The 24,925-nt window shown below is 58.6% G+C and carries 20 protein-coding genes and 2 riboswitches; of the genes, 11 read left to right on the forward strand and 9 right to left on the reverse strand.

Annotation, left to right across the window (positions count from 1 at the left end):
* Nucleotides 1–6: 6 nt before the first annotated feature.
* The 9 genes from I2E69_RS07220 to I2E69_RS07260 all read left to right on the forward strand — a co-directional run bounded on the left by I2E69_RS07220 (nucleotide 7) and on the right by I2E69_RS07260 (nucleotide 13,368).
* Nucleotides 7–738, forward strand: coding sequence for a copper homeostasis protein CutC (locus I2E69_RS07220; RefSeq protein WP_195460359.1), 732 nt, complete (start codon nucleotides 7–9; stop codon nucleotides 736–738).
* A 305-nt stretch (nucleotides 739–1,043) separates the two neighbouring features.
* Nucleotides 1,044–1,754: an AraC family transcriptional regulator gene (locus I2E69_RS07225; protein ID WP_288331459.1), complete on the forward strand. Its 711-nt coding sequence runs from the start codon at nucleotides 1,044–1,046 to the stop codon at nucleotides 1,752–1,754.
* A 16-nt stretch (nucleotides 1,755–1,770) separates the two neighbouring features.
* A complete protein-coding gene (locus tag I2E69_RS07230; protein ID WP_195460361.1) occupies nucleotides 1,771–4,491 on the forward strand; it encodes a response regulator in 2,721 nt (906 codons plus the stop codon).
* A gap of 221 nt (nucleotides 4,492–4,712) precedes the next feature.
* Nucleotides 4,713–5,108 carry a DUF6769 family protein gene (locus I2E69_RS07235; protein ID WP_195460362.1) on the forward strand — a complete coding sequence of 132 codons (396 nt, stop codon included), beginning with the start codon at nucleotides 4,713–4,715 and terminating at the stop codon, nucleotides 5,106–5,108.
* 146 nt (nucleotides 5,109–5,254) lie between these two features.
* Nucleotides 5,255–6,436 carry an efflux RND transporter periplasmic adaptor subunit gene (locus tag I2E69_RS07240; protein WP_195460363.1) on the forward strand — a complete coding sequence of 394 codons (1,182 nt, stop codon included), beginning with the start codon at nucleotides 5,255–5,257 and terminating at the stop codon, nucleotides 6,434–6,436.
* Between the two features lie 12 nt (nucleotides 6,437–6,448).
* A complete protein-coding gene (locus I2E69_RS07245) occupies nucleotides 6,449–9,559 on the forward strand; it encodes an efflux RND transporter permease subunit (protein ID WP_195460365.1) in 3,111 nt (1,036 codons plus the stop codon).
* Between the two features lie 4 nt (nucleotides 9,560–9,563).
* On the forward strand, nucleotides 9,564–10,742 hold the full coding sequence (locus I2E69_RS07250; RefSeq protein ID WP_195460367.1) for a TolC family protein: 1,179 nt from the start codon (nucleotides 9,564–9,566) through the stop codon (nucleotides 10,740–10,742).
* A 153-nt stretch (nucleotides 10,743–10,895) separates the two neighbouring features.
* Nucleotides 10,896–11,095: riboswitch (cobalamin riboswitch) on the forward strand.
* A 134-nt stretch (nucleotides 11,096–11,229) separates the two neighbouring features.
* Nucleotides 11,230–12,912, forward strand: coding sequence for a putative transporter (locus I2E69_RS07255; protein WP_195460369.1), 1,683 nt, complete (start codon nucleotides 11,230–11,232; stop codon nucleotides 12,910–12,912).
* Nucleotides 12,913–13,002: 90 nt separating this feature from the next.
* Nucleotides 13,003–13,368 carry a hypothetical protein gene (locus I2E69_RS07260; protein ID WP_195460371.1) on the forward strand — a complete coding sequence of 122 codons (366 nt, stop codon included), beginning with the start codon at nucleotides 13,003–13,005 and terminating at the stop codon, nucleotides 13,366–13,368.
* A 4-nt stretch (nucleotides 13,369–13,372) separates the two neighbouring features.
* On the opposite strand, the gene I2E69_RS07265 is transcribed toward I2E69_RS07260, so the two are convergent.
* The 4 genes from I2E69_RS07265 to nrdD all read right to left on the reverse strand — a co-directional run bounded on the left by I2E69_RS07265 (nucleotide 13,373) and on the right by nrdD (nucleotide 17,339).
* Nucleotides 13,373–14,080, reverse strand: a complete 708-nt coding sequence (locus tag I2E69_RS07265) for an adenine nucleotide alpha hydrolase (RefSeq protein ID WP_195460373.1) — start codon at nucleotides 14,078–14,080, stop codon at nucleotides 13,373–13,375.
* The gene (locus tag I2E69_RS07270; protein ID WP_195460375.1) at nucleotides 14,068–14,640 is read right to left on the reverse strand and encodes a DUF2284 domain-containing protein; all 573 of its coding nucleotides are present in this window, start codon (nucleotides 14,638–14,640) and stop codon (nucleotides 14,068–14,070) included. The genes I2E69_RS07265 and I2E69_RS07270 overlap by 13 nt, the downstream gene beginning before the upstream one ends.
* Nucleotides 14,641–14,774: 134 nt before the next feature.
* The gene (locus I2E69_RS07275) at nucleotides 14,775–15,245 is read right to left on the reverse strand and encodes an anaerobic ribonucleoside-triphosphate reductase activating protein (protein WP_195460376.1); all 471 of its coding nucleotides are present in this window, start codon (nucleotides 15,243–15,245) and stop codon (nucleotides 14,775–14,777) included.
* Nucleotides 15,246–17,339 (reverse strand): anaerobic ribonucleoside-triphosphate reductase, encoded by a 2,094-nt coding sequence (gene nrdD / locus I2E69_RS07280; protein WP_195460378.1) that lies wholly within the window; start codon nucleotides 17,337–17,339, stop codon nucleotides 15,246–15,248.
* A gap of 136 nt (nucleotides 17,340–17,475) precedes the next feature.
* Nucleotides 17,476–17,673, reverse strand: a riboswitch (cobalamin riboswitch).
* Between the two features lie 181 nt (nucleotides 17,674–17,854).
* Between nrdD and I2E69_RS07285 the strand changes: the two genes are divergently transcribed.
* Complete coding sequence (locus I2E69_RS07285; RefSeq protein ID WP_195460380.1) at nucleotides 17,855–18,070, forward strand: hypothetical protein; 216 nt, start codon at nucleotides 17,855–17,857, stop codon at nucleotides 18,068–18,070.
* A gap of 84 nt (nucleotides 18,071–18,154) precedes the next feature.
* Here I2E69_RS07285 and I2E69_RS07290 read toward each other — a convergent pair whose 3' ends face one another.
* The 3 genes from I2E69_RS07290 to I2E69_RS07300 form a co-directional block, all read right to left on the reverse strand.
* A complete protein-coding gene (locus I2E69_RS07290) occupies nucleotides 18,155–18,925 on the reverse strand; it encodes a S1/P1 nuclease (RefSeq protein ID WP_195460383.1) in 771 nt (256 codons plus the stop codon).
* A gap of 36 nt (nucleotides 18,926–18,961) precedes the next feature.
* The gene (gene rho, locus I2E69_RS07295) at nucleotides 18,962–20,647 is read right to left on the reverse strand and encodes a transcription termination factor Rho (RefSeq protein WP_195460385.1); all 1,686 of its coding nucleotides are present in this window, start codon (nucleotides 20,645–20,647) and stop codon (nucleotides 18,962–18,964) included.
* A gap of 303 nt (nucleotides 20,648–20,950) precedes the next feature.
* A complete protein-coding gene (locus I2E69_RS07300; protein ID WP_195460387.1) occupies nucleotides 20,951–21,847 on the reverse strand; it encodes a helix-turn-helix domain-containing protein in 897 nt (298 codons plus the stop codon).
* 164 nt (nucleotides 21,848–22,011) lie between these two features.
* Between I2E69_RS07300 and I2E69_RS07305 the strand changes: the two genes are divergently transcribed.
* Nucleotides 22,012–22,572 carry a flavodoxin gene (locus I2E69_RS07305; protein ID WP_195460389.1) on the forward strand — a complete coding sequence of 187 codons (561 nt, stop codon included), beginning with the start codon at nucleotides 22,012–22,014 and terminating at the stop codon, nucleotides 22,570–22,572.
* Nucleotides 22,573–22,609: 37 nt separating this feature from the next.
* On the opposite strand, the gene I2E69_RS07310 is transcribed toward I2E69_RS07305, so the two are convergent.
* On the reverse strand, nucleotides 22,610–23,353 hold the full coding sequence (locus tag I2E69_RS07310) for an MIP/aquaporin family protein (RefSeq protein ID WP_195460391.1): 744 nt from the start codon (nucleotides 23,351–23,353) through the stop codon (nucleotides 22,610–22,612).
* A gap of 12 nt (nucleotides 23,354–23,365) precedes the next feature.
* A complete protein-coding gene (glpK, locus tag I2E69_RS07315) occupies nucleotides 23,366–24,859 on the reverse strand; it encodes a glycerol kinase GlpK (protein ID WP_195460394.1) in 1,494 nt (497 codons plus the stop codon).
* Between the last annotated feature and the right edge of the window lie 66 nt (nucleotides 24,860–24,925).

A 24,925-nucleotide genomic window follows, 5' to 3' on the forward strand; every position in this document is an offset into this window, starting at 1 on the left:
AAAACCATGACAACGGAACTTTGTGCCTATACCTGCGATGCGTGCGACATTGCCCGGCGGACGGGCGTCACGCGCATCGAACTCTGCGCTGCGCCCCTCGAAGGCGGTACGACTCCTTCTGCCGGGCTGATCCGCTATGCCCGGCGCCTGCCCGGCCTGCGGCTGAGTGTGATGATACGGCCCCGGGGCGGGGATTTCCTCTATACGGATGCCGAAACGGCGCTGATGGCCGAAGAGATACGCTTCGCCCGCGAATGCGGGGCCGACGGCGTAGTTTTCGGACTGCTGACCCCGGAGGGAGAGGTGGACGAGGCGCGCACGGCGCAGCTCGTGCGCGAAGCGGCGGGGATGGAGGTGACGTTCCATCGCGCGTTTGACATGGCGAGCGATCCGTTGCGGGCGCTCGAAGCGGTCGTCCGGACCGGATGCCGCCGGGTGCTCACCTCCGGGGGCCGTAATACGGCGCAGGAGGGGCTCGGAACGCTGCGCGCATTGGTGGCTCAGGCGGCCGGACGTATCGAGATCATGGCGGGAAGCGGCGTCGGTCCGTCGAACGCCCGCCTGTTGACCGCCGCGGGGGTGGACGCCCTGCACTTCAGTGCCCGCAGGGAACGGGAGAGCGCGATGCGCTTCCGCAATCCGCAGGTTTCGATGGGCGGGTGCGCCGGTGTTCCCGAATACTCCGTCACCGATACCGACGAGGCGATTGTCCGGCAGATCCTGGCCGAACTCGGCTGACAGGCGGTTTCGTGGCGGCGGATGCCGCCACGTTCGTACAGAGGGAGGCTGGATATGATTCCGGCCTCTTCCTGTTTTTGGCACCGAAACAGGTGATTTGCGTTCAATTTTTGCAGTAAATCGTGCAATAAAATACGAATGCCCTATTTTTATTCTCCCGTTTGGGCGATTTACTGCAGATGCACGACAGTTTTCATATATATACCGACATATCGGCCCTTCCGGCCGGCGAACATGACGCGTACATGGAGGAAGGGTTCGGGGGAATCTGTACCCGGGGGACCGCCGTAATAAAGGTTTTTTCGGTGAGCCGCCGGATATCCAGGAACGATCTGGTGACCGTCCTGCCGTTGCAACAGGTGTCGATCCGTGATGTCAGCGATGATTTTGCAATGACCTTTTTCAGGTTCGACAAGGATATGTTTCTCGATATTATGAGCGGGCTGGGAAAGATCACTCCCGATTTCTTTTTTTACATGCGGAAGAATTTCCAGCTCCGCCTGAACCGGAGCGAAGCCGTGCGGTTCCTGGGTTTTTGCCGCGTAATCGATTTCCGGGGCCGCAGCGACGATTCCAATTTCCGCCGGGAGACCATCCTGCACCTGCTGCGCATCTATTTCTGGGATTTCTACGTCCATTTCCAGAAGGTCATGGCCGCCGGGGAGAAGCCGCTCGCGAACTCCAACAAGGAGAACATCGCCTTCAAATTCGTCATGCTGGTTTCCGAGCATTTCAAAACGCACCGGGAGATTCCGTTTTACGCCGACAAGTTGTGCATATCGACTTCTTACCTGACCCGGGTCGTTCAGGAGATGAACGGCCAGTCTGCGCGTGAGGTGATCGCAGATCATGTCGTCCTTGAAATAAAGAAACTGCTCCGGAACGCAACCTTCGACATAAAGGATGTGGCCCGGAAAGCAGGGTTCGCCAACCAGTCTTCGCTGAGCCGCTTTTTCCGCCTGCATACGAAGATGTCTCCCTCGGAATACCGGCGAACGGTCCATATCATACGATAGAAACAATACCTTATAAATGAAGCAAACTGAAGCCGCCGCCCGAAAAGCGGGCAAAATGTTATTTGAGAAGAATATGTCCGAATTGCTGCACGAACAGATATTCTTTACGGAACGTGTATATGCCTCCCTGCCGATGGGAGTCGAGATTTATGATGCCGACGGAATTCTGCGCGCGCTGAACGAACGGGCGCGGCTGATGTACGGCGTCGAGCGGGCTGCGGTGGTCGATAAGGTAAACCTGTTCGACAGCCCCTACGTCGACGAACAGCTCGATGCGAAGATCAGATCCGGCGAAGAGATCGTCCTGGAATTCGAATACGACTTCGACCGGATCAACCAGGAGTATTTCTCGACACGGAACAAGAATACCATCATTTACGAAGTCAAGGTTTTCGCCATTCGCAACCGGGACGGCGCTATTGTCGGACACATACTTCTCACCAACGACGTGACCTCCACCAAAGAGGCCGAGTACCGCACCGAAGAGAGCAAGAAGAACCTGGAGATGGCTATGGCTGCGGCAAACATGTCTTCGTGGGTCTACGATGTGCGCAAAGGTGTGTTCGGATCGCTCTACGGGACCCCGATCATCGGCAACGGCATGACGCTGGACGAATTGCTGGCCAAACTCTATCCGCAGGACCGTGTTCCCGTGGCGGAACTCTTTGACCGGCTGGCTCGCCGGGAGGTTTTGCAGGGGCAGATCACCGTACGCGTCTTCAATAAAGACGAAGGGCAGTACCGCCATTACGAGAGCCGAATGCGTCTCTCTACCGAACACCGGGGCAAACTGCAGATCATCGGCACTCAACTGGACGTGACCGAAAAGATCCGGATGACCAAGCGGACCCATGACCTTCTGGCCAAGCGCGAATTGGCCATGAAGATCAACGACATCGTCCATTGGGATTTCGACGTGCGGACGCAGAAATTCGAGTCTTACAACGATCCGGTCAACGATTACGCTTCGGACCGTCTGGTCTCCGTGGACGATTACCTGGCCGTGGTCCATCCCGAAGACCGCTCTTCGGTCAACGATGCCATCCAGACCATGTTGTCGGGCAAACAGCTCAACGTCGACTTCTCCTGCCGTATGCAAACCAAATACGACAATGTGTGGCAGTACTGGAACGTCACGGGCGTTCCGTTTGAGAGGGATGAAAACGGCGGAGTCTCGCGGTTCACGGGATTCCGGCAGAACATCTCCAAACTCCACCAGTTGAACGAGGAGCTCAAGGAGCGGAACTATAAGATGGACCTTACGTTCAAGACCGTCGGCATGTCCTACTGGGACTTCGACGTGAAGACCGGGCAATACCGGTCGTTCAACGATCCGGTGAACGATTACAGGTCCGAAAAGAGTATTTCGCCCGAAGATTACCTGAATGCCGCCCATCCCGACGATACGGAGCGTGTCCGGGAAAATATCGAAAGCATGTTCCGGGGTACGAACAAGGAGTTCAGTCTGCAATACCGTTCCCGGACCAAATGGGACCAGGAGTGGCAGACCCTGATCGTTACGGGGCTCCCTTCCGATTGGGATAAAAAGGGGAACGTCATTCGTTACACCGGTATCGCCTTCAACAATACCAAATGGGAAAAGATGGCCCAGGACCTGAAGGATATGAAAGACCGGGCCGAGCTTTCCGACCGGCTCAAATCGGCCTTCCTGGCCAATATGAGCCACGAGATACGCACGCCGCTGAACGCCATTGTCGGTTTTTCCGAATTGCTGGTCGACTGCGACGATCCGGATGAGAAGGCCGAGTACTGGCGCGTTATCGAGTCCAACAACGAACTGCTGCTGCGGCTCATCAACGATATTCTGGACCTCTCGAGGATCGAATCGGGAACTCTCGAACGCAAGCGGGAGAAATTCGACCTGTCGCAGGTCTGCAGCGAACTGTACACGATGATCCGGGCCAAGATCACCAGTCCGGATGTCGAGTTGCTGCAGGACAACCCCTGTTCGGGCTGCTGGATCGTACTCGATTGCAACCGTCTCAAGCAGGTGTGGATGAATTTTCTGACCAATGCGGTGAAATGCACCAGGTCCGGACATATTCGGATGGGATATTCCGTCGAAAGGGAGGGCATCCGGGTTTATGTAGAGGATACCGGAACGGGTATTCCGAAGAAGCTCCAGGACCGGGTTTTCGGCCGGTTCCAGAAACTCAACGAATTCGCGCAGGGTACGGGGCTCGGGCTGGCGATCTCCAAGGCTATCGTCGAGGCTGCGGGCGGCGAGATCGGATTCACTTCTGAACCGGGCGTGGGATCGACCTTCTGGGCCTGGGTGCCGTGTGAGGTATCGAGGCCGGGATACACAGGCCCGTCCGATCCGTCCCTTCCGAACGCCTGTCTGTCGGACGGCGGAGCCCCGGACCGGAAGCTGAAAATCCTGGTCGCCGAGGACAACGACAGCAACTATTCGCTGGTGCGGCATATCCTCAAGAACTACGATCTCACGCGGGCGGCTAACGGCGTGGAGGCCGTCGAGGAGGTTCGCAGCCGGAATTTCGACCTCGTGCTGATGGACCTGAAGATGCCCGTCATGGGAGGTTTGGAGGCGACCCGGAAGATCCGGGAGTTCAACGCCGAAGTTCCGATCGTCGCACTGACGGCTAATGCTTTCGATTCCGACAGGGTCAGCGCCATGGATGCGGGATGCAATGCCTTCCTGGCCAAACCTGTGAAGCGGAAACAGTTGCTCGATCTCTTCTCCGGCCGCCGGTAGACTGGCATCGCCCTCTTTGCAACCGGGGTGCAGCCCTGATCGCCATCCTGAATGCCGTCCGGATACAGAACATGATAAAATAAACCGATGGGTCGCGCTGCCCGAAGGCTTTACGCTTCAGAGTGTTAACTGTGTTCTGAAAGGCCTCTGCCCTGCTTGCACTGCAAAAAAATAATGCTTTTGCAATCAGGTTGCACGAAAATACATCTATCTTTGCCCCAGTGAAACGAATCGTCTCCATACTGTTCCTGTCGGCGGCGGCGCTGGTTTTAACTGCGCTGTCGCTCGTGCCGCATCATCATCACGGAAATGCGGTGTGTACGGTTGCGGAGTTATGCAAGGCCGATTCAATCTATAACGACCGCCACACGGGGCATGACGCTTCCGGCGAGAGCGAATCCGAAGGATGCGTTGTCCATGCGTCCTATGCTCCGTCGGATGTGTTGACGGGCGTTGCGGCTCCCTGCGTACAACCTGCCTTGCAGGCCGTTTCACCGACCCTGCCTGCCCCTGCGGTCTCGCTCCGGCATGCGGGATACGGTCTCTGTATCATCGCCTATACCTCCGTCGTGCCCGTTGCGGGCGGCGGATTGCGTGCCCCTCCCACCCTTTCATAAGCGGAAAATCCTGTTTTTCTCCGCACGCATGTTCTGTTCCGGCATTTCCCGGGGCGGAATTTCTTATGCATGATAATTGCATAATCCTCTTGTAGTTAAACTGAAACCGGATGCACGAACCGCATCCGTATATAAACGACCGAAAGATGAAAAAACAGATTCTCGGAGCGGCGGCTGTTGCTGCACTCCTGCTTGCCGGATGCAACAGCGGACAGGCTGTCGAACACACCGAAGGCGACGGGCACGACCACGGCGCGGAAACTCATACCGAAGGTGACGGGCACGATCACACAAATGAAGGCCATGCGGATGAAATCGTTTTCAGCAAGGAACAGGCAGCCTTTGCCGGTTTGAAGATCGATACCGTGAAGCCCGCTGCATTCAGAAATGTTATCCGTACGAGCGGCGAAATACGCGCCGCCCAGGGCGACGAAGCGACGATCGTGGCAACGGCCAACGGTGTCGTGTCGTTCCCCCGGCAAACCATGACTGTCGGCGCCCCGGTCGCGGCGGGAGCAACCGTCGTGACGATCTCGGCGAAGAACCTCGCCGACGGCGACCCTGCCGCCAAGGCGAAGATCGCCTACGAAACGGCGCTCAAGGAGTATGAACGTGCCAAAGGACTGGTTGCCGACCAGATCATTTCGGCCAAAGAGTTCGAGCAGGTGCGCCTGCGCTATGAGAACGCCCGGACGACTTACGAGGCGCAGGCTGCCGACATGACGGCCTCGGGCGTGCGCGTCACGTCGCCCATCGGGGGATACATCACCAGCCGGCTGGTCGGTCAGGGCGACTATGTGACCGTCGGACAGCCTGTTGCCACCGTGTCGCAGAACCGCCGCCTTCAACTCCGCGCCGACGTGCCGCCCAGCCGGTTCGGCGAACTGAAAACCGTCGCCGGGGCGAATTTCGTCACGCCTTACGATAACAAAACCTATGAACTGGCCGCGCTCGGCGGCCGCCTGCTTTCGGTGGGTAAAAGTTCCGACAAAACGTCGTTCTATATCCCCGTGACTTTCGAGTTCGACAACACGGGCGAGGTGGTTCCCGGCTCGTTCGTCGAGGTGTTCCTGCTCGGCGCACCGCAGCAGGACGTTATTTCCGTTCCCGTTACGGCGCTCACCGAGGAGCAGGGCGTCTATTTCGTCTACGTGCAGGTCGACGATGACGGGTATCTCAAACGCGAAGTCAAACCCGGCCAGAGCGACGGCGAGCGGGTCCGCATCCTTTCGGGGCTTTCCGGCGGTGAACGCGTCGTGTCGAAAGGAGCCTATCAGGTCAAGCTGGCGGCCACCTCTTCGATCGTTCCCGAAGGTCACACCCACTAATCCCCTGCTTCCATGCTGAACCGAATAATTCGTTTTTCACTCGATAACCGCATCGTCGTACTTGTCGGCGCGGTGCTGCTGATCCTCGCGGGCGGATATACCGCGAGCCGGATGGAGGTAGACGTATTTCCCGACCTCAATGCCCCGACGGTCGTTGTGATGACCGAGGCCAAGGGCATGGCTCCCGAAGAGGTCGAGCGGCTGGTGACTTTCCCCGTAGAAACCGCCGTAAACGGCGCTACCGATGTCCGCCGTGTGCGGTCGTCGTCGACCACCGGATTCTCGATCGTCTGGGTCGAGTTCGACTGGGGCACGGACATCTACCGCGCCCGTCAGATCGTCTCCGAAAAACTGGCCGTCGTGGGCGAATCGCTGCCCTCGAACGTGGGCCAGCCGACGCTCGGACCCCAGTCGTCGATCCTCGGCGAGCTGATGATCATCGGCCTCACGGCCGACACCACTTCGCTGCGGGAGCTGCGTACGCTGGCCGACTGGACGATCCGTCCGCGCCTTTTGTCCACGGGCGGCGTGGCGCAGGTCACGGTTATGGGCGGCGATATCAAGGAGTACCAGATTCTGCTCGACCCGGGCCGGATGAAGCACTTCGGCGTCGGGCTGGACGAGGTGATCGCCGTGGTGCAGGAGATGAACCGCAATGCTTCGGGCGGCGTGCTGTATGAATTCGGCAACGAATACATCGTCCGCGGCGTGCTTTCGACCGATAAGGTCGAGGAGTTGAAAAAAGCGGTCGTAAAAAGTCCGGGCGACATTCCGGTGACGCTGGACGACATCGCCGAAGTCCGCATCGGCGCCAAAGCCCCCAAGCTGGGCGTCGCATCCGAACGCGGCATTCCGGCCGTGCTGATGACCGTCACCAAACAGCCGTCGACCAGTACGCTCGAACTGACCGAAAAGCTCGACCGCTCGCTGGCCGAGCTGCAAAAGTCGCTTCCCGCCGACGTGAAAGTTTCGACCGACATTTTCCGGCAGGCGCGTTTCATCGACAGTTCGATCGACAACGTCCAAAAATCGCTTTACGAAGGCGCCGTTTTCGTCGTCATCGTGCTGTTCATCTTCCTGATGAACGTCCGTACGACGGTCATTTCGCTCGTCACGATTCCCATTTCGATCCTCGTGGCCATCCTGACGCTCAAACTCCTGGGGCTGACCATCAACACCATGAGCCTCGGAGGTATCGCCATCGCCATCGGGTCGCTCGTCGACGATGCGATTGTCGATGTGGAGAACGTCTACAAACGCCTGCGCGAGAACCGCCGCAAACCGAAGGCGGAGCAGCTCGGCGTTATCGAGGTGGTTTACGAAGCCTCGAAGGAGGTGCGTATGCCGATCCTCAATTCGACGCTCATCATCGTGGCCAGCTTCGCACCGCTGTTCTTTCTCTCGGGCATGGAGGGCCGCATGCTGGCGCCGCTGGGCATCACGTTCGTCATCGCGCTCTTTGCCTCGACGTTCGTGGCGCTGACCCTTACGCCCGTGCTGTCGAGCTACCTGCTGGGCAATCCCAAAGCGGACCGGGGCGGCAAGGAGCCCTATGTGGCGCGCAAGCTCAAGGCCGGTTATGAAAAGGCGCTCGAATGGGCGTTGTGCCACAAACGCATCGTGCTGGGATCGACCGCCGCGGTATTCGTCGCCGCCGTAGTCATGCTCTCGACCTTCGGGCGCAGTTTCCTGCCGCCGTTCAACGAAGGTTCGTTTACGATCAACGTCAGCACCCTGCCCGGCATTTCCCTCGAAGAGTCCGACCGCATCGGCCGCATGGCCGAGGAGATTCTGCTCTCGGTTCCCGAGATTCAGACCGTAGGCCGCAAGACCGGCCGCGCCGAACTCGACGAACACGCATTGGGTGTGAATACCTCGGAGATCGAAGCCCCGTTCGTGCTCGGCAAGCGGTCGAAGGACGAGGTGCTGGCCGAGGTCCGCGAAAAGATCAAGGTCATTCCGGGTGCGAACATCGAAATAGGCGCACCGATCACCCACCGTATCGACGCCATGCTGTCCGGTACGCGGGCCAATATCGCCGTCAAGCTCTTCGGCTCGGACCTCACCAAGATGTACGAACTGGGCAACGAGATCAAGGCCGCCGTGGCCGATGTCCCGGGTATTGCCGACCTGAACGTCGAGCAGCAGGTCGAGCGGCCGCAGCTGCGCATCGAACCCAGGCGCGAAATGCTGGCCAAATACGGCGTGACGCTGCCCGAATTTGCCGAAATCGTCCGCGTGATGCTGGGCGGCGAGGTCGTCTCGCAGGTTTACGAGGGCAATCGTTCGTTCGACCTCACGCTGAAGGTGGACGATCCCAGCCGCGAGAGCGCCGAACGCATCCGCAAACTCATCGTCGATGCCAACGGCCGCAAGGTTCCGCTCGAAAATATCGCCGAGGTGGTTTCGGCTTCCGGTCCCAACACGATCAGCCGCGAGAACGTGTCGCGCAAGATCGTCGTTTCGGCCAACGTCGCAGGGCGTGACCTGCGGGGCGTGGTGAACGACATCCGCGACCGCATCGACACCCGGATTACACTTCCGGAAGGTTATCATGTCGAGTACGGCGGGCAGTTCGAAAGCGAGCAGGCGGCTTCGCGGACGATCCTGATCGTTTCGGTATTTTCGATCCTCGTAATTTTCCTGCTGCTGTTCAAAGAGTTTCGAAGCGTCCGGCTGTCGTTGGTGATCCTGTTGAACCTGCCGTTGGCGCTGATCGGCGGCGTGGTGAGCATCTTCTTCACGCAGGGCGTCATGAGTATCCCGGCCATCATCGGCTTCATCTCGCTGTTCGGCATTGCGACGCGCAACGGTATGCTGTTGATCGACCGTTACAACTCCCTGCATGCTTCGGGCGCATCGGTCCGCGAAAGCGTCGTCCGCGGTTCGCTCGATCGCCTGAACCCGATCCTGATGACCGCCCTTACGTCGGGGCTGGCGCTGATCCCCCTGGCGTTGGGCGGCGATCTGCCCGGCAACGAAATCCAGAGTCCGATGGCCAAGGTGATTCTCGGCGGACTGATGAGTTCGACGCTGCTCAACGGCTTCATCATCCCCATCATGTATTCCTATATGTACAGTCGGCGCGAAACCGTGGCCGCGGAAACCTTAACCGAAGAATAAGACCATGAAAAAGATACTATGGATTGCAGCGGCATTGCTGGCGGTTTCCCCGCTTGCGGCCCAGAACGCGACCGACGCCGTGCTGCGCTCGGTCGAAGAGAACAACACGACGCTCCGGGCGCTCCGCGAGGAGGTCGCCGCGGAACAACTGGCCAATAAAACCGACATTTTCCTGCCCGGTCCCGATGTGGAGTTCAGCTACCTGTGGGGGTCGCCGGGCGGCATCGGCAACCGCAACGACATTCGCGTCACGCAGTCGTTCGACATCGCCACGATCAGCGGCATGAAAAACCGGTTGGCCGATGACAGGAACCGCCTTGTCGGACTGCAATACAAGTCGGAGCGGATCAAGGTGCTGCTGGAAGCGAAGCGATACTGCATCGAACTCACCTATTACAATGCTCTTCGGGCGGAGGTCGCCAAACGGCTCCGATACGCCCGAACGCTGGCCGAAGGCTATGGCGAACGGCTGGAACGCGGCGACGCCAACCGGTTGGAGTACAACAAGGTACAGTTGAACCTCTCGGCCGTCGAGGGTGAAATGGCGCGCATCGAGGTTGAACGCGCCGCCCTGCTCTCGCAACTGGCGCGGCTCAACGGCGGTGCTCCCGTGCAGTTCGACGATATGCTTTACGGCGCACAGGAGCTGCCCGCCGATTTCGAGGCGTGGTATGCCGATGCCGAGCAGCAGAATCCGCTGCTGCAATACGTCCGCACCCAGGTCGAAGTGAGTAAAAAGGAGGTGAAGCTCAACAAGACGCAGGCCCTGCCGACCTTTTCGGCGGGTTATATGCGTGAAAAGACGCTGGGACAGGCTTACCAGGGCGTCACGGTCGGAATGTCGATTCCCCTGTGGGGCAACAAGAACAAGGTGAAGCAGGCCAAAACCGCTGTCATTGCGGCGGAAGCCCGGCAGGAGGAGGCCCGGCAGCAGTTTTACGACCAACTGCAAACGCTCTACCTGCGTGCCGACGGGCTGCGGCAGACGGCGGCCAAATACCGTGCTTCGCTGTCGTCGCTCAACAACACGGAATTGCTGGCCAAAGCCTTGAACGCAGGCGAAATATCGTTGTTGGATTACATCGTCGAGATAGGGCTGTATTACGATACGGTCAATCAGGCTTTGTCTGCCGAACGGGACTACCGGCAGGCTTTTGCCGATCTTTCGGCTGTCGAGCTGTGACATGCCGGTCTTTTCCCTTACCCCGGTTCCGGCCTGTTTTTTCCGGAACGGGGGTAATTTGTTTCCGGGTCTGGAAATGCCTGCCTCAGCGCGTCGTGACGCCGTTTTGCGAAAATAATCCGGACTTTCGACCAGTTTTTCGGGAATAACCGCTATCTTTGCCACAGGTTTGGTTCTCCTGTTCCCGGATGCGGGAGGGAGTGAAAAGGGAATCGGGTGTAAGTCCCGGACAGACCCGCTGCTGTGTAGCTCCGTTTTCGTTCCGAACATCTCGGCCACTGGTCCCTAAGGGGATCGGGAAGGCTTCGGAACGGGAGTCAGTCAGAAGACCTGCCAGATCGATTCGACATCAGGTAACCCCGCGGAATGGGCATTTGATATCGGCTGTAATTACTGAATGGTTTTTGTTTCGGCCTGCCTCCGGATTCGTGCCTTTCCGGCACGCGGTTTTTACCGGATCAGGGTCGGTTTGATGAGGATGACGCTTATGGAATTACTCGAACGATTATTATTTGGGTCCGAGTCGCTTTGGGGCGGCGGAGTTGCCCACTCGGTGCTGATCCTGGCACTGGTCGTTGCATTGGGCATCATGTTGGGCAAACTGAAAGTCGCCGGTGTGTCGCTGGGAGTGACGGGCATCCTGTTCGTCGGCATCGCCTTCGGCTACTTCGGAATGAATATCGACCAGCACCTGATGCACTTTCTCAAGGAGTTCGGACTCATCCTTTTCGTCTATTCCATCGGTCTGCAGGTCGGCCCCGGATTCTTTTCGTCTTTCCGCAAAGGCGGTATTACCCTGAATAAGCTGGCTGTGCTGGTAGTGCTGCTCGGCGTCGCCACGACGGTCGCGCTTTATTATATCACAGGCCTTTCCATAACGACGATGGTCGGCGTGATGTCGGGCGCTGTTACGAATACGCCGGGCCTGGGCGCCGCCCAGCAGGCTTTCAGCGACCTGCATGCCGGGGCCGATGCGCCGGACATCGCCACGGGTTATGCCGTGGCCTACCCGCTGGGTGTCATCGGGGCCATCCTCACGCTGGTCGGACTTCGCTACCTGCTGCGTATCAATGTGCAGAAGGAAGAAGCCGCCGCCGGACAGGGCATGGATGTACAGAAAGACGCGGTATCCCGTCGTCTTTCCGTCGAGATCACCAATGCGGCCGTCGATGGAAAAACCATTGCCGATATCCACAGCCTTGCGCTGCGCGATTTCGTCATCTCGCGCATCAGCCGTCCCGGCGGAAGTCCCGAACTGGCCGACGCTGATACGGCGCTCCACTGCGGCGACCGGATCCTGCTGGTAGCTGCGCCGCGTGATGTCGAAGCGCTGGTCGCCCTGCTCGGCCGGGAGGTCGACGCCGCGCCGATGATCCAGGACAAGACGATGATTTCGCGCCGCATCCTGATCACCAAGCCCGAACTCAACGGCAAGACCCTCGCCGAACTGCGCGTCCGCAACACCTGCGGAGTGACCATCACGCGCATCAACCGTTCGGGCATCGACCTGGTAGCTTCCGGGAACCTGCAACTGCAAATCGGCGACCGCGTGACGGTCGTGGGCCCCGAATTGTCGGTAGCCCATGCCGAGCGGCTTTTCGGCAATTCGCTCAAGCGGCTCAACCATCCCAATCTGATCCCTATTTTTATCGGCATTGCGCTGGGCGTGGTGCTGGGCAGCATCTCGTTCTGGATTCCGGGCGTTCCGCAGCCAGTCAAACTGGGACTGGCCGGCGGCCCGCTGATCGTCGCCATCCTGATCGGCCGCTACGGACCGCACTACAAACTGGTCACCTATACTACGATGTCGGCCAACCTGATGCTGCGCGAAGTGGGCATTTCGCTTTTCCTGGCGGGTGTGGGGCTGGGCGCGGGCGAGGATTTCGTCCCGACGCTCCTCGCGGGCGGATACGTCTGGATCGCCTACGGAGCCGTGATTACCGTCGTGCCGTTGCTGCTGGCGGGACTTTTCGGGCGTTTTTACTATAAACTCAACTATTATACGCTGATCGGCGTCCTCTCGGGGGCGTCGACCAACCCGCCTGCGCTGGCCTATTCGGCCGAGCAAACGTCGTCCGACGCTCCGTCGGTCGGCTATGCGACCGTTTATCCGCTGTCGATGTTCCTGCGGGTGCTGGCGGCGCAGCTTTTGATCTTGCTATTTGTATAAACCGAAAGACGCGGTGAAGAGAATACCTTAATCGCCATCCCCAAGTATAGAAACCTGCATTGGCCGCGTCTTTTCTTAAAAACGACAGTTATGAATATTGTACTGTATGGAGCGTCGGCCGAGACCGCCGGACGCATTGCAGGCAAGTACGGCCTGAAAGTGGTGAATTCCCCTGATAAATTCGACGCGTCGGGAACGATGATACTCGTTCCTGCGATCAGCACACCGCGCTATCTGCTGGCATTCTACAACGCCATGCTGCGCCACGAAAACGATGTCGATGCGGTTATTATCTGCGGCATCGAATCGTGTGAAGTCGCCAGTACGGTGCAGTATTGCACGCCCCAGGGCAAATTCTTCTCCCTCAGCGGCGAACTGGAAAAGGACGAACTCGTCTCCGAGTTGTGTCTGATCCTCGACTCTCTTTTTGCCGAAGGCAACCAGATCAACCTCTGACGAATTACGCTTCCTTCAGGTCGGCGAACCAGTAGGTGTAGGTCTTCGTCTTTCCGTCGTCGAGGCGGATGTCGTAGCTCTCGCTGAAGGGTTTCCCGAGCCGGAACGGCACGGGCGAGCGGAAGATCGGACCGTCGTAGCAGAAGGTGTGGTATTCGCCGTTTTCCCCGTTGGGGTCGGTCCCGGCGGGCAGCGATGCGACGAACCCGGCGTCGATCACCTGGCCGATAGCGCTGGCTCCGAGACCGTCGGCCATGGTCGTCACGACGACTGTTTTCAGTCCCGTCGCGAGGTAATCGCGCATGACTGCCTCCGACGATTGACCCCACAGCGGTTCCACGACCTCGATTCCATGCGGCGCAAGTTGCTGTTCGCGGTATTTCCGCACGTCGTGCAGGAAGATGTCGCCGAAAATGAAATGCGTCACACCCTGGGCCTTGAACTGCTCCACGGCACGGGACATCGCTTCTGCATAATCCTCCATATTGCCTTTGGGCGTCAGGTCGGCTACACGGAGCGGAATGCCGATGCTTTCGGCCTGCGCCTGTAACAACGGCATCGGAATCCCGTGCATCGTCGAGCGGTGCGTGTCGCGGTTTACCGTCGTCAGCAGGGCTGCGATTTCATATCGGTCCGACCGGACGGCCCGCCACAGGGCATGGGCCGAATCTTTGCCGCCGCTCCAGTTGAAAACGGCCTTTATCCGTTCCATACGATCTTTTTCGTGTCGTGGAAGAACCCGCATACGAGCGTCAGGTATTCGGGTATCAACCCTTCGCTGCCCCATTTCAGGTGGATGCCGAACAGTTCGGAGGTCGTGCGTTCGATGTCGAACCCGCAGGCTTCGAGCGATGGCCGTACCAGTTGCGGATGGCGGCAGGGCCTGCCTTCAGGGCGCGTGCACTCCCCTTCAGGGCAGTAAAGACACGTTCCGACATAGGCGAACGACCGTCCGCCGTACTGCCCTTCCATTTCGAGCAGCCGCCGTTCGAGCCGTTGTCGTTCGGGACGGATCAGGTGCTTTGCCTCCGAAATCGGGATGCCGGGCTTTTTCGGCGTGATCTTCGTGGCTATGATCAATGCCGTTTCGTAGCGTGTGAGGTACTCGGCCTCGTTGAAGTTGAACGGCGGGCAGCCCCAGCTTCGTCCGTAGTTGCTGCAATCCTGGCAATAACGGGCTATTCGCCCGGCGTCGCGGAAGCGGGCGATGTAGTCGGCGACGGGAAGTTCCGCCGTAAAATCTTCTGCAATGTAGTGAGCTGAAAAATCCATGGTGCAAAATTAATAAAATCCGTCCATTGAGGACGGATTTTTTTTGCCTGTGGGAGCCGGCAGTAAATCGTTGTATGGCAGACAACGTTGAACTAATCTCTAATTTTCCGGCTCCCACCGACAAAGTATGTGTGTCACGGCTTGCGCCGGAATCGCTCCGTGATGTCCTCCATCCCGCCGTCCGGTCCTATCCGGTAGAGCCGCTGGTTGGTCGTCGGCGACGAGAGCGGACCCTGCGCTTCGACCCAGCCGCCCAGTTTGATGAAATCGAACGCCGTGGTCTCGAAGCCTTCCGGCAGCGTCTCCCGCCCCGAGTACCAGCCCGTATGCAGGATCGGATAGGTCTTCCGCACGATACCCGCCAGCCGGGCGATCGTGTGCGGCTCGGCGTCGCCGCCCATGAAGCAGACGCAGGTTACCGAACGCCCGTAGCAGGCCAGCAGGGCCAGCAGTTCCGCGTCGTCGAGTTCGCGGCCTTCGTCAGCCGCAAGGTGCGGACTGTGGCATCCCGGGCAGCGGTTGGGGCAGTTCGTGATGTTGAACGCCAGCGTCGTTTCGCCCGGGATTTCCGCGAACACCACGTCGAAATTGTGATACTTTACCATTTACTCAGCTTTTGCGTAGAAGCGCCGCGACGCCTCCTGCTGACGCGCCGCCGAGAAGTTCGAGACGCGCTTCATGTAGCCGATCACGCGCGTCAGGTAATCCAGGTTGTCCGAGTGGCACTCGGGACACTCCTTCAGGTAGCGTTTGTCGATGTGCCCGCACTTGTTGCAGACCGTGTTGGGGATGTTGAACGTAAAGTAGTTGCACCCTTCGGTGGCCGCTACGCGCAGCAGGTGGCGGTACTGCTCCTTCGAGAGATGCTCTTCGAGGTTCATGTGCAGCGCCGAGCCGCCCGTGAGATGGTCGATATATTTGCGGCCGTGGAGGCGGAACTTGTCGATGACGTTCAGCGACTCGTCCTCGACGACGTAGAAATAGGAGTTGTAACAGTCGCGCGGCACGGCATATCCGTCTTCGCGATCCCACTTGGCATGCTTCACGCCGACGTTTTCCGCCGGAATCATCTCGCAGTTGAACATCACCTCCTTCGAGCGGTATTTCTTGTTGTAGCGCTCGATCAGCCCGAGCACCTGCTGCACGAATGCCGCATAGTCGTCGTTGTCGTCGATCCGGATGCCGAGTGCCTCCGCCGCCTCGACCAGCCCGTTGACGCCGATCGTGAGGTATTGGCGTGCGAGGTTGATGTAACCCGCATCGAAGAGCGGCAGCATGCCTTTGGCCTTCAGCTCCTTGAGGTTCTCGTTGTAGGCCATCTGCACCTTGTGGACCAGGTCCACGACCTCTTCCAGGTAAGTCATGTAGTGCATGCCGTTCTTTGCGGCATACTGGATGCAGCGATTGAGGTTGATCGTCAGTACGCTCTTCGAGCCGGTCGAAACGCCGCCCGCGCCCAGCGTGTAGCTGAACCCGTTGTCCTGGATCTCGTTTCGCAGGCGGCAGCACGACGACAGCGAATCGGCGTTGTCGCTGATGTAGGTGAAGAACGAGTGCCCTGCGGCGTACATCTCGGCCGTGAAGTCGCCCCACTCCCGGTCCATCGCGTCGCCGTCTTTAGTCAGCAGTGCCATCGTCTCGACGGGGAACGTCAGGACGGTTTTCGTGCGCTCGCGGTTGAACCACGTCATAAAGCGCTTCTGCAACCATGACAACGACTCCCAGTGGGGTTTCGAACCGTCCGGGAAGACGAATTCCCCGAAGAGCGATTCGAAATAGTAACGGTCGTAGTAGGCGACGTTCCAGAACACGGCCTGGAAGTTGCGCGCCCCGGTGGGCTGGTTGATCGAGTAAACGATCTGCTCGAAGCAGTCGGTGATCATCTTGTCGATCGTACGCTGTTTTTTCGAGAGGTCGACGACCTTGTCCGCATGCTTGTAGTAGTCTTCGCCGTATTCCTGCTCGACGAAATAATTCATGTACATCAGGAATTCGGGTGTGGCGCAGGCTCCCGACAACATCGACGAGACGATGAAGACCATGTTGACGAACCCGCCGCAGAACGATTTGAGGTTCGTCGGGCGCGTCGAATTGCCGCCCACCGACAGCGTGCCGCCCAGCAGCCACGGGTACATCGTGATCGAGGCGCAGTAGTTGGCCATCGATGTCTCGTCGTTTTTGTAGATGAAATGGTTTTTCAGCAGGCGCATGTATTTGTCCGACAGTTCTTTGCCGTACATCTCCTTGATGCGGTCGGTCAGCAGGCGGCGGTTCAGGCGGATGAAGTTCTGCTTCGGAAGTTCTCCGATCAGCGTGGCGATGTTCTTGTTTTCGACGTTGGCGTTGGCATCGTATTTCGAACCCGTCGCGGGGTTCGACGCATCGCAGTAGTTGATCAGGAATTCGAGTTTTTCGCGGTCTTCGCGGTCCTCGGTGTGTTTCTGGCGGTAGAGCATGTAGCTCTTGGCTACGGCGAAATAACGTTCGGCCATCAGGGCCACTTCCACCTGGTTCTGAATCTCCTCGACGTTCATGCCGTCGGCCACATGCACGCGGCTCAGCACCGACGTGAGGTCGTCGTCCGTGGCATATCCGCCTACGGAGAGAAATGCTTTGCTGATCGCGCGTTTGATCTTCTCGACCGAGAAGGCTGCGCGTTTGCCGTCGCGTTTGACGATGTAAATCTCCGAAATACCCATATCTATCCCATATTTGTTATGTGCCGGCGCTGTGCGAAGTCCCGTTCCCTCCTGCGGTGACCGTGGGAGAGGCGTTCTTTCGTCGAAAACATTGACAGTGTAAAATGGTCCGGGTATCGCCCTAAATCCCGAAGGCGGATACCGTTCCCGGCAAGGCAGGTCTTCTGACTCGCTCCTCCCGCACGCCTTCCCGTCCCTGCGGACAGTGGCATAAAGAGTGTGCGGAACGCAACGGAGCTTACAGCTACGGGAATAGTCCCTGATTTTCACAGGAGTTCCCTTTTGATCTCATGCCGGCAGCCGCCGGCGGAGAACCTTGCACGGAAACAAATATAGGGATAGTTCCCTGGAAAGCGAATACCCTCCGGGGCTTTTAATGAACATTTTGTGAACAAAAGCTATCCGGCGTAGCTGTGCATGCCTCCCGGGGGAGTTCGGGCCGTGACCGTGTCGTCGCATAAATGTGGTATTGTTGTTGCCGCAGATCGGTGGAACGATTTAAAAAACTGAAAACCATGGGAAAGATAGAAATCCGGAACGACCGCACGGTCCTTTCCACCGAAAACAACGGCTACGCCCGCGACGAACGCGACGAGACCCTGGTCGAAGACGATTTGGTGGATACCGAGATTCCGGTCGACGACCGTATTCCGGACGGGATCGACGAGATCGTCGAGGACGACCGTCCGGTTTATGACGAAGAGGGTTACCGCCACAAACCGGGCGAATAACCCGTGCCGACACCGAAAAAGCCATCGTTCCCGAAGGACGACGGCTTTTTCGTAATGCGGGCTGCCCCGCTGTTTCGTGTTTATTTATTGGTATATCTCGTTTAGCAGGCGTGCCAGGCGGCGTCCGCCGCGCAGGAACTGCTTTTCAACGACGGGCGTATACTTGAAAATGTAGTCGTACGAGATTTTCGTCCCCTCGGGGCTGAAGTCGTAAATTTCTTTGCAGATTTCGTGCGTCTCCTTCACCCAGTCGGCAGGCTCCCCCGCTACGATCTGTGCAGCCTCTTCGTCCGTCAGCCGGTCGATCTGCTGCTGCCACTCGCTGTAACTCCAGTTGTGCACCGCTTCGGGAATGTTCGTATCCCAGGCTGAGTGCAGGTTCGTCTCGCGGCCGAAAAAACGCACGGGACGCTTGTTGCCGCCCAGGTCGCTCAGCCGTCCGAGGTGCATCGGGCAGTGCATGTCCCCGACCAGATGGATCAGCATTTTGAGGTTCAGCGTCTCCTCTTCGGGCGTGAGTTTTCCCGATTTGAGCTTTTCGGTGATCTCCGTTACCGCCGTCAGCACGTCGCCTTTGGGATTCCGGGGCATTGTTTCCAGCGTCTGGCCTTCGTCGATGTTCAGGTAATGCCAGGTCTTCGAGTAGGCGTATTCGGGCCAGTAGCTGGCGAAGTCGAGCCAGTTGGCGATATATACGGGCGAATAACCGTCGAGGGCTTTATGGACCTTATCCGCCGCTTCGGGCGTCAGATGGCATTCGGCGATGTAGGCCGTCACGTCGTGTCCCTTCTGTCCCCACGCAAAAGCCCCGCGGGCGAAAAGGAGGCACAAACTTATCAGAAACAGTTTTTTCATCTATCCGGGGTGTTTGCAGTTCGTGGGGCGGCGCGCTTAGTGGTTCATCGTTGCGAGGAACTCCTCGTTGGTGTCGGTAAGGCCCATTTGCTTCTGGAGGAACTCCATGGCTTCGACGGGCGTCATATCCGAAAGATACTTGCGCAGCACCCACGTGCGGTTCATCACGTCGCGCGGCAAGAGCAGGTCTTCGCGGCGGGTTCCCGAGGCGATCACGTCGACTGCCGGGTAGACGCGCTTGTTGGCCAGCTTGCGGTCCAGCTGCAACTCCATGTTACCCGTACCCTTGAACTCCTCGAAGATCACTTCGTCCATCTTCGAACCGGTGTCGATCAGCGCCGTGGCGATAATCGTCAGCGAACCTTTTTCCTCCGTGTTGCGGGCCGCACCGAAGAAACGCTTGGGTTTGTGCAGCGCATTGGCGTCGACACCTCCCGAAAGCACCTTGCCCGATGCGGGCTGCACGGAGTTGTAGGCGCGTGCCAGACGGGTGATCGAATCGAGGAAAATCACGACATCGTGTCCGCTTTCGACCATGCGCTTGGCCTTGTCCAATACCATTTCGGCCACCTTCACGTGGCGCGAAGCCTGCTCGTCGAAGGTCGAAGCCACGACTTCCGCCTTTACGTTGCGGGCCATTTCAGTTACTTCCTCGGGGCGTTCGTCGATCAGCAGCACGATCATGTAGACTTCCGGATGGTTGTCGGCAATGGCGTTGGCGATCGACTGCAACAGCATCGTTTTACCGGTCTTGGGCTGCGCCACGATCAGTGCGCGCTGGCCCTTGCCGATCGGTGAAAACAGGTCTACGACACGCGTCGACATGTTGTTGTGTCCGTTGCCCGTGAGGCAGAATTTCTCGCTGGGGAACAGCGGCGTCATGTATTCGAACTGCACGCGGTCGCGGATGTACTCGGGTTTGAGGCCGTTGATTTCGTTCACGCGCACCAGCGGGAAATATTTTTCGCCCTCCTTCGGGGGACGTATCGCACCGTTCACCGTGTCGCCGGGTTTCAGACCGAAGAGCTTGATCTGCGAAGGCGAAACGTAAATGTCGTCGGGGGAATTGAGGTAGTTGTAATCGGCCGAGCGGAGGAATCCGTAGCCGTCGGGCATGACTTCCAGCACGCCTTCGCCTTCGATCTCTCCGGCGAAGTCGTCCTTGGTGATGACCTCCTCTTCGGTGTGGCGGGGAGCGTGTTCCGCATGGGCGTTCTGCGCCTGTACGGATGCGGTCGAACCCTCTTCCTGCCCCTCCTGTGCCTTGGGCTTGCGGCCCCGGCGCTTGGGCTCGGCCTTGACCGGCTCCGCGGCCTGTACTTCGGGCTGCGGCTCTGCGGTCCCGGTCTCTGCGGGCATGGGTTGCGGCTCTTCCTCGGGAGTAATCTCCATCGGCAGTTCGAGCTCGGGCATCACCTCCTGCTTGGGTGCGGGAGCTGCACTTTCGGTTTTCGACAACCGCGGACGGCGTCCGCGCGGCGCTTTGCCTTTGGCCTCGGCGGCCTGGGGCTCCGTTTCCTGCGCCGGTTCTGCGGCTGCTGCGGGAGCCTGGTGTATTTCTTCGTTTTTATCTTTTGCGGGAGCCTCCTCCGTGGAGTCACTTCCGGCTATTTTCGCTATCAGGTCACGCTTCTTCACCATAACATTGGTGATGCCCAGTGCTTTAGCTATTTCACGCAGTTCGGCAAGGCTTTTCCCTTCCAGCGCTTTCAGATCTTGCATAATTTATTTCCGGTTGAATGTGATTGTCAAAAACAGGACGGTCGCCCTGTTCGTTGGAATTCGCCTGCAAAGATAGTGCATTATTTTGAATTACAAAATAAAAAAACGCCTTACTCCCCTGAACGGCAGGTGAAACGGTAATCTCCGAAGGCGAAATACCTACTAATAGCGATTGCGCGCCCCGGAATTTTGCACGACCTTTGTCCCGGAAACAATGAAAACAGGAATTTCTGCCGTCGCATTGTTTGTATTGTTAATGTTTGTGTGTGAAAAACCCTTCCGTGTCACGGAAGGGTTTTTGTGTCAGTTTGCGGTCCGGTATTCGTTGGGCGAACACCCTACTACCTTCTTGAACAGGCGCGTGAAGTGCTGCGGGTAACGGAACCCCAGCGAATAGGCCACTTCGCTGATCGAACGGCTGGTGTCGAAGATGCGCTCTTTGGCGATGTCGATGACTTTGAGTTGGATGTACTCCTGCGCCGACTTGCCGGTCTCCTTCTTCACCAGGTCGCCGAAATAGTTCGCCGACAGGTGCAGCTGCTCCGCACACCAGCGTACCGACGGCACTCCCTCCTGCTCGGGCCGGTCTCCCTGGAAATAGTCGCCCAGCAGGCGTTCGAATCCCGCCAGCACGTCGCGGTTGATGTTGTTGCGCGTGATGAACTGCCGTTCGTAGAACCGCGTGCTGTAATTGAGCAGCAGCTCGATGTTCGAGACGATCAGCGTGCGGCTGTGGTTGTCGATGGCGTGTTTCAGCTCCGACTGGATATTTTGCAGGCAGTCCAGCACGACCTGCCGCTCCTGCTCCGAAAGATGCAGGGCCTCGCTCACTTCGTAGGTGAAAAACGTGTAACCCGAGATGTTGCGCCCGAGCGACGTGCCCCGCAGCAGGTCGGGGTGAAACAGCAGGGCCCAGCCTTTGGGCTGGTAGGTCTGGCCGTTGTTTTCATAGCCGATCACCTGTCCCGGGGCCAGGAAGACGAGCGTGCCCTCCTGGTAGTCGTAGTAGTTGCGCCCGTAACGCAGGTCGCCGCATTTCACGTCCTTGAGGAAGATCGTGTAGAACCCGTACACCTGCCGTTCGTAATGGGCCGGTCCGCACTTCGAGAAGTCGATGACGCTCACCAGCGGATGCAGCGTCTCGATGCCGCGCGATTCGTTGTACTGGAAGATGTTGTCGTATTTAACCACCGTATCCATAATCCGTTCGTTTTGTTTACGGCAAAGATAGCATAATTTTCGGCCTCTGCTCCGCCCCTGACGCCGAATCGGTAATTATGGTACGACGAACCGTAATCCGGGTAAGGTTGCCGGGTATACTGGGCCCTACTTTTGTCAAGTGGAATTGTGTAAATGGAAAAACGATGAAAACAAAATTGATTTTAGCAACGATGGCGGCTTTCGCCGCTTCCGGGGCCGGGGCCCAGCCGCAGCCGGCGCCTGCCAAAAAAGTATTGGTAGCCTATTTCTCCCACAGCGGCAACACCCGCGAATTGGCGCGGCAGATCGGCGAGGCCGCGGGCGGGGAACTTTTCGAAATCGTCCCTGTCAAACCCTATCCTTCGGACTACCAGGCCGTGGTCGACCAGGGCAAGCGGGAAATCGAGGCGGGAGCCCGGCCTGACCTGAAAACCCGGGTCGGCGACATGTCGCAGTACGACGTGATTTTCGTCGGCTCGCCCTGCTGGTGGGCCACTGTCGCACCTCCCGTGGCGACGTTCCTTGCCTCCTATGATTTTGCGGGCAAGACCATCGTGCCGTTCATGACCCACGAAGGCAGCCGCATGGGCCACAGCGAGGCCGACATCCGTAAACTCTGTCCGCAGTCCGCCGTTGCCGACGGGCTTCCTGTCCGCGGCGGTGCGGTGCGCAATTCGAAAGACGCCGTTGACAAATGGGTCCGGGGCCTCGGGCTGGGCAAATAATGAAAAAGAGCTTCGGAAAACCGAAGCTCTTTTTTTATCAACTGCAAAAGTAGACGCAGCCGTATATCAATCCGGCGGCCAATGCGCCCAGCAGCGGCCCCGCCACGGGAACCCAACTGTAACCCCATCCGCTCGGGCCTTTGCCCCGGATCGGCAGGACGGCGTGCGCCAGCCGCGGCGGCAGGTCGCGGGCCGGATTGATCGCATAACCCGTCGTGCCGCCCAGCGACATGCCGATCGCCATGATCAGCATCGTCACCGGGAAACTTCCCAGGCTGCCCAACCCGATCTCCGGGGTGTTCTGCTCGTTGCCGATGGCAAGGATCACGAACACCAGCAGGAACGTGCCGACAACTTCGCAGAAGAGGTTGCGCGGCTTGTTCATGATGGCAGGCATCGTGCAGAAGACGCCGAGTTTCGATGCCGGGTCGTCCGTCGCGTCGAAATGGTCCTTATAATACATGTATACCAATACGGCTCCGCAAAATCCGCCGAGCAGTTGCGCTGCGATGTAGCCCGGGACATATGCCCACGGAAACGATCCAGCCACGGCCAGCCCGACCGAAACCGCGGGATTGAGGTGTGCGCCCGAGTAAGGCCCTGCGATCAGCACGCCGCACATCACGGCCAGGCCCCAGGCTATCGTGATCACGACCCAGCCGCCTTCGAAGCCTTTCGATCGTTTGAGGACGGTCGATGCGACCACCCCGTCGCCCAGCAGTACGAGCACCAGCGTCCCGATGAACTCGAACAGGCATTTGGTGAAGAATGTGATTTCCATATCCGTTTCCGTTTAGTCGTTCCTGTTGTGTAATACCCGCTTTACGGCGTCTTCCCAGCCTGCTATGGCCGTCTCGATCGGCTTGCGGTCGGCGGCCGGTTCGAAGACGTGCTCCGCCTGCCACTGCTGCCTGATCTCGTCGATGCTCGACCAGTACCCTACGGCCAGTCCCGCCAGGTAGGCGGCTCCCAGCGCCGTGGTCTCCGTCACGCAGGGGCGGATGACTTTCGTGTCGAGCAGGTCGGCCTGGAACTGCATGAGCAGGTTGTTGCGCGCCGCGCCGCCGTCGACTTTCAGTTCGACCAGCGTGACTTCCGCGTCGCGCTGCATCGCTGTCACGATGTCGAGCGTCTGGTAGGCAATCCCCTCCAGCGCCGCGCGGGCGATGTGCGCTGCCGTCGTACCGCGGCTGATGCCGCTGATCGCACCCCGGGCGTACTGGTCCCAGTGCGGAGCCGCCAGTCCGGTCAGTGCGGGCACGAAATAAACGCCGTTGGTGTCGGGAACCGATGCCGCCAGCGCCTCTATTTCCGACGACGAACGGATAATGCCCAGCCCGTCGCGCAGCCACTGTACGACCGAGCCGCCGACGAAGATGCTTCCTTCGAGGGCATAGTTGACTTTGTCGCCGATTTTCCAGGCAATGGTCGTCAGCAGGTTGTTTTTCGAAACGATAGGCTTTTCGCCGCTGTTCATCAGCAGGAAACACCCGGTTCCGTAGGTGTTTTTCACCGAACCCGGCTCGACGCACATCTGCCCGAACAGGGCTGCCTGCTGGTCGCCGGCAATGCCCGCAATGGGAACTTTGTGGGCGAAAATCGTGGTTTTCGTAGCTCCGTAAACCTCGCTCGACGATTTCACTTCGGGCATCATCGAGGCCGGAATGCCGAACAGCTTCAGCAGTTCTTCGTCCCATTGGAGCGTGTGGATATTGAAAAGCATCGTGCGCGAGGCGTTGCTCACGTCCGTCACGTGCACCTCGCCGCGCGTCAGCCGCCAGATCAGCCATGTGTCCACCGTGCCGAACATCAGTTTGCCCTTTTCGGCCCGTTCGCGTGCGCCCGGCACATTGTCGAGTATCCATTTGATTTTCGTGGCGCTGAAATAGGCGTCGATGATCAGGCCCGTCTTTTCACGGATGTATTCGGTTTTCCCCTCGGCTTTCAACTGGTCGCAATACTCCGACGTGCGGCGGTCCTGCCACACGATGGCGTTGTATACCGGCTCTTCGCTCTCCGAGTCCCACACGATCGTCGTCTCGCGCTGGTTGGTAATGCCGATTCCGGCGATGTTCAGGCCGTTGATGCCGATGGCTGCGATGGCTTCGGCGACGACCGAGGCCTGCGACGACCAGATTTCGTGCGGATTGTGCTCCACCCACCCCGGTTTGGGGAAATACTGGGTGAATTCCCGCTGGGCCATCGAGCAAATCTGCCCCTTATGGTCGAAAACAATCGCACGGGAACTGCTCGTTCCCTGATCCAGTGACAAAATGTATTGCTCCATATTTTTTTCGGTTTTATCGTTGCTTCGAATCCAGCCGGACAACTTTGAAGCCGCCCGTTTACAAAT

Origin of the sequence: Alistipes sp. D31t1_170403_E11 (genome assembly GCF_015553985.1) — a bacterium.
GTDB lineage: Bacteria > Bacteroidota > Bacteroidia > Bacteroidales > Rikenellaceae > Alistipes > Alistipes montrealensis.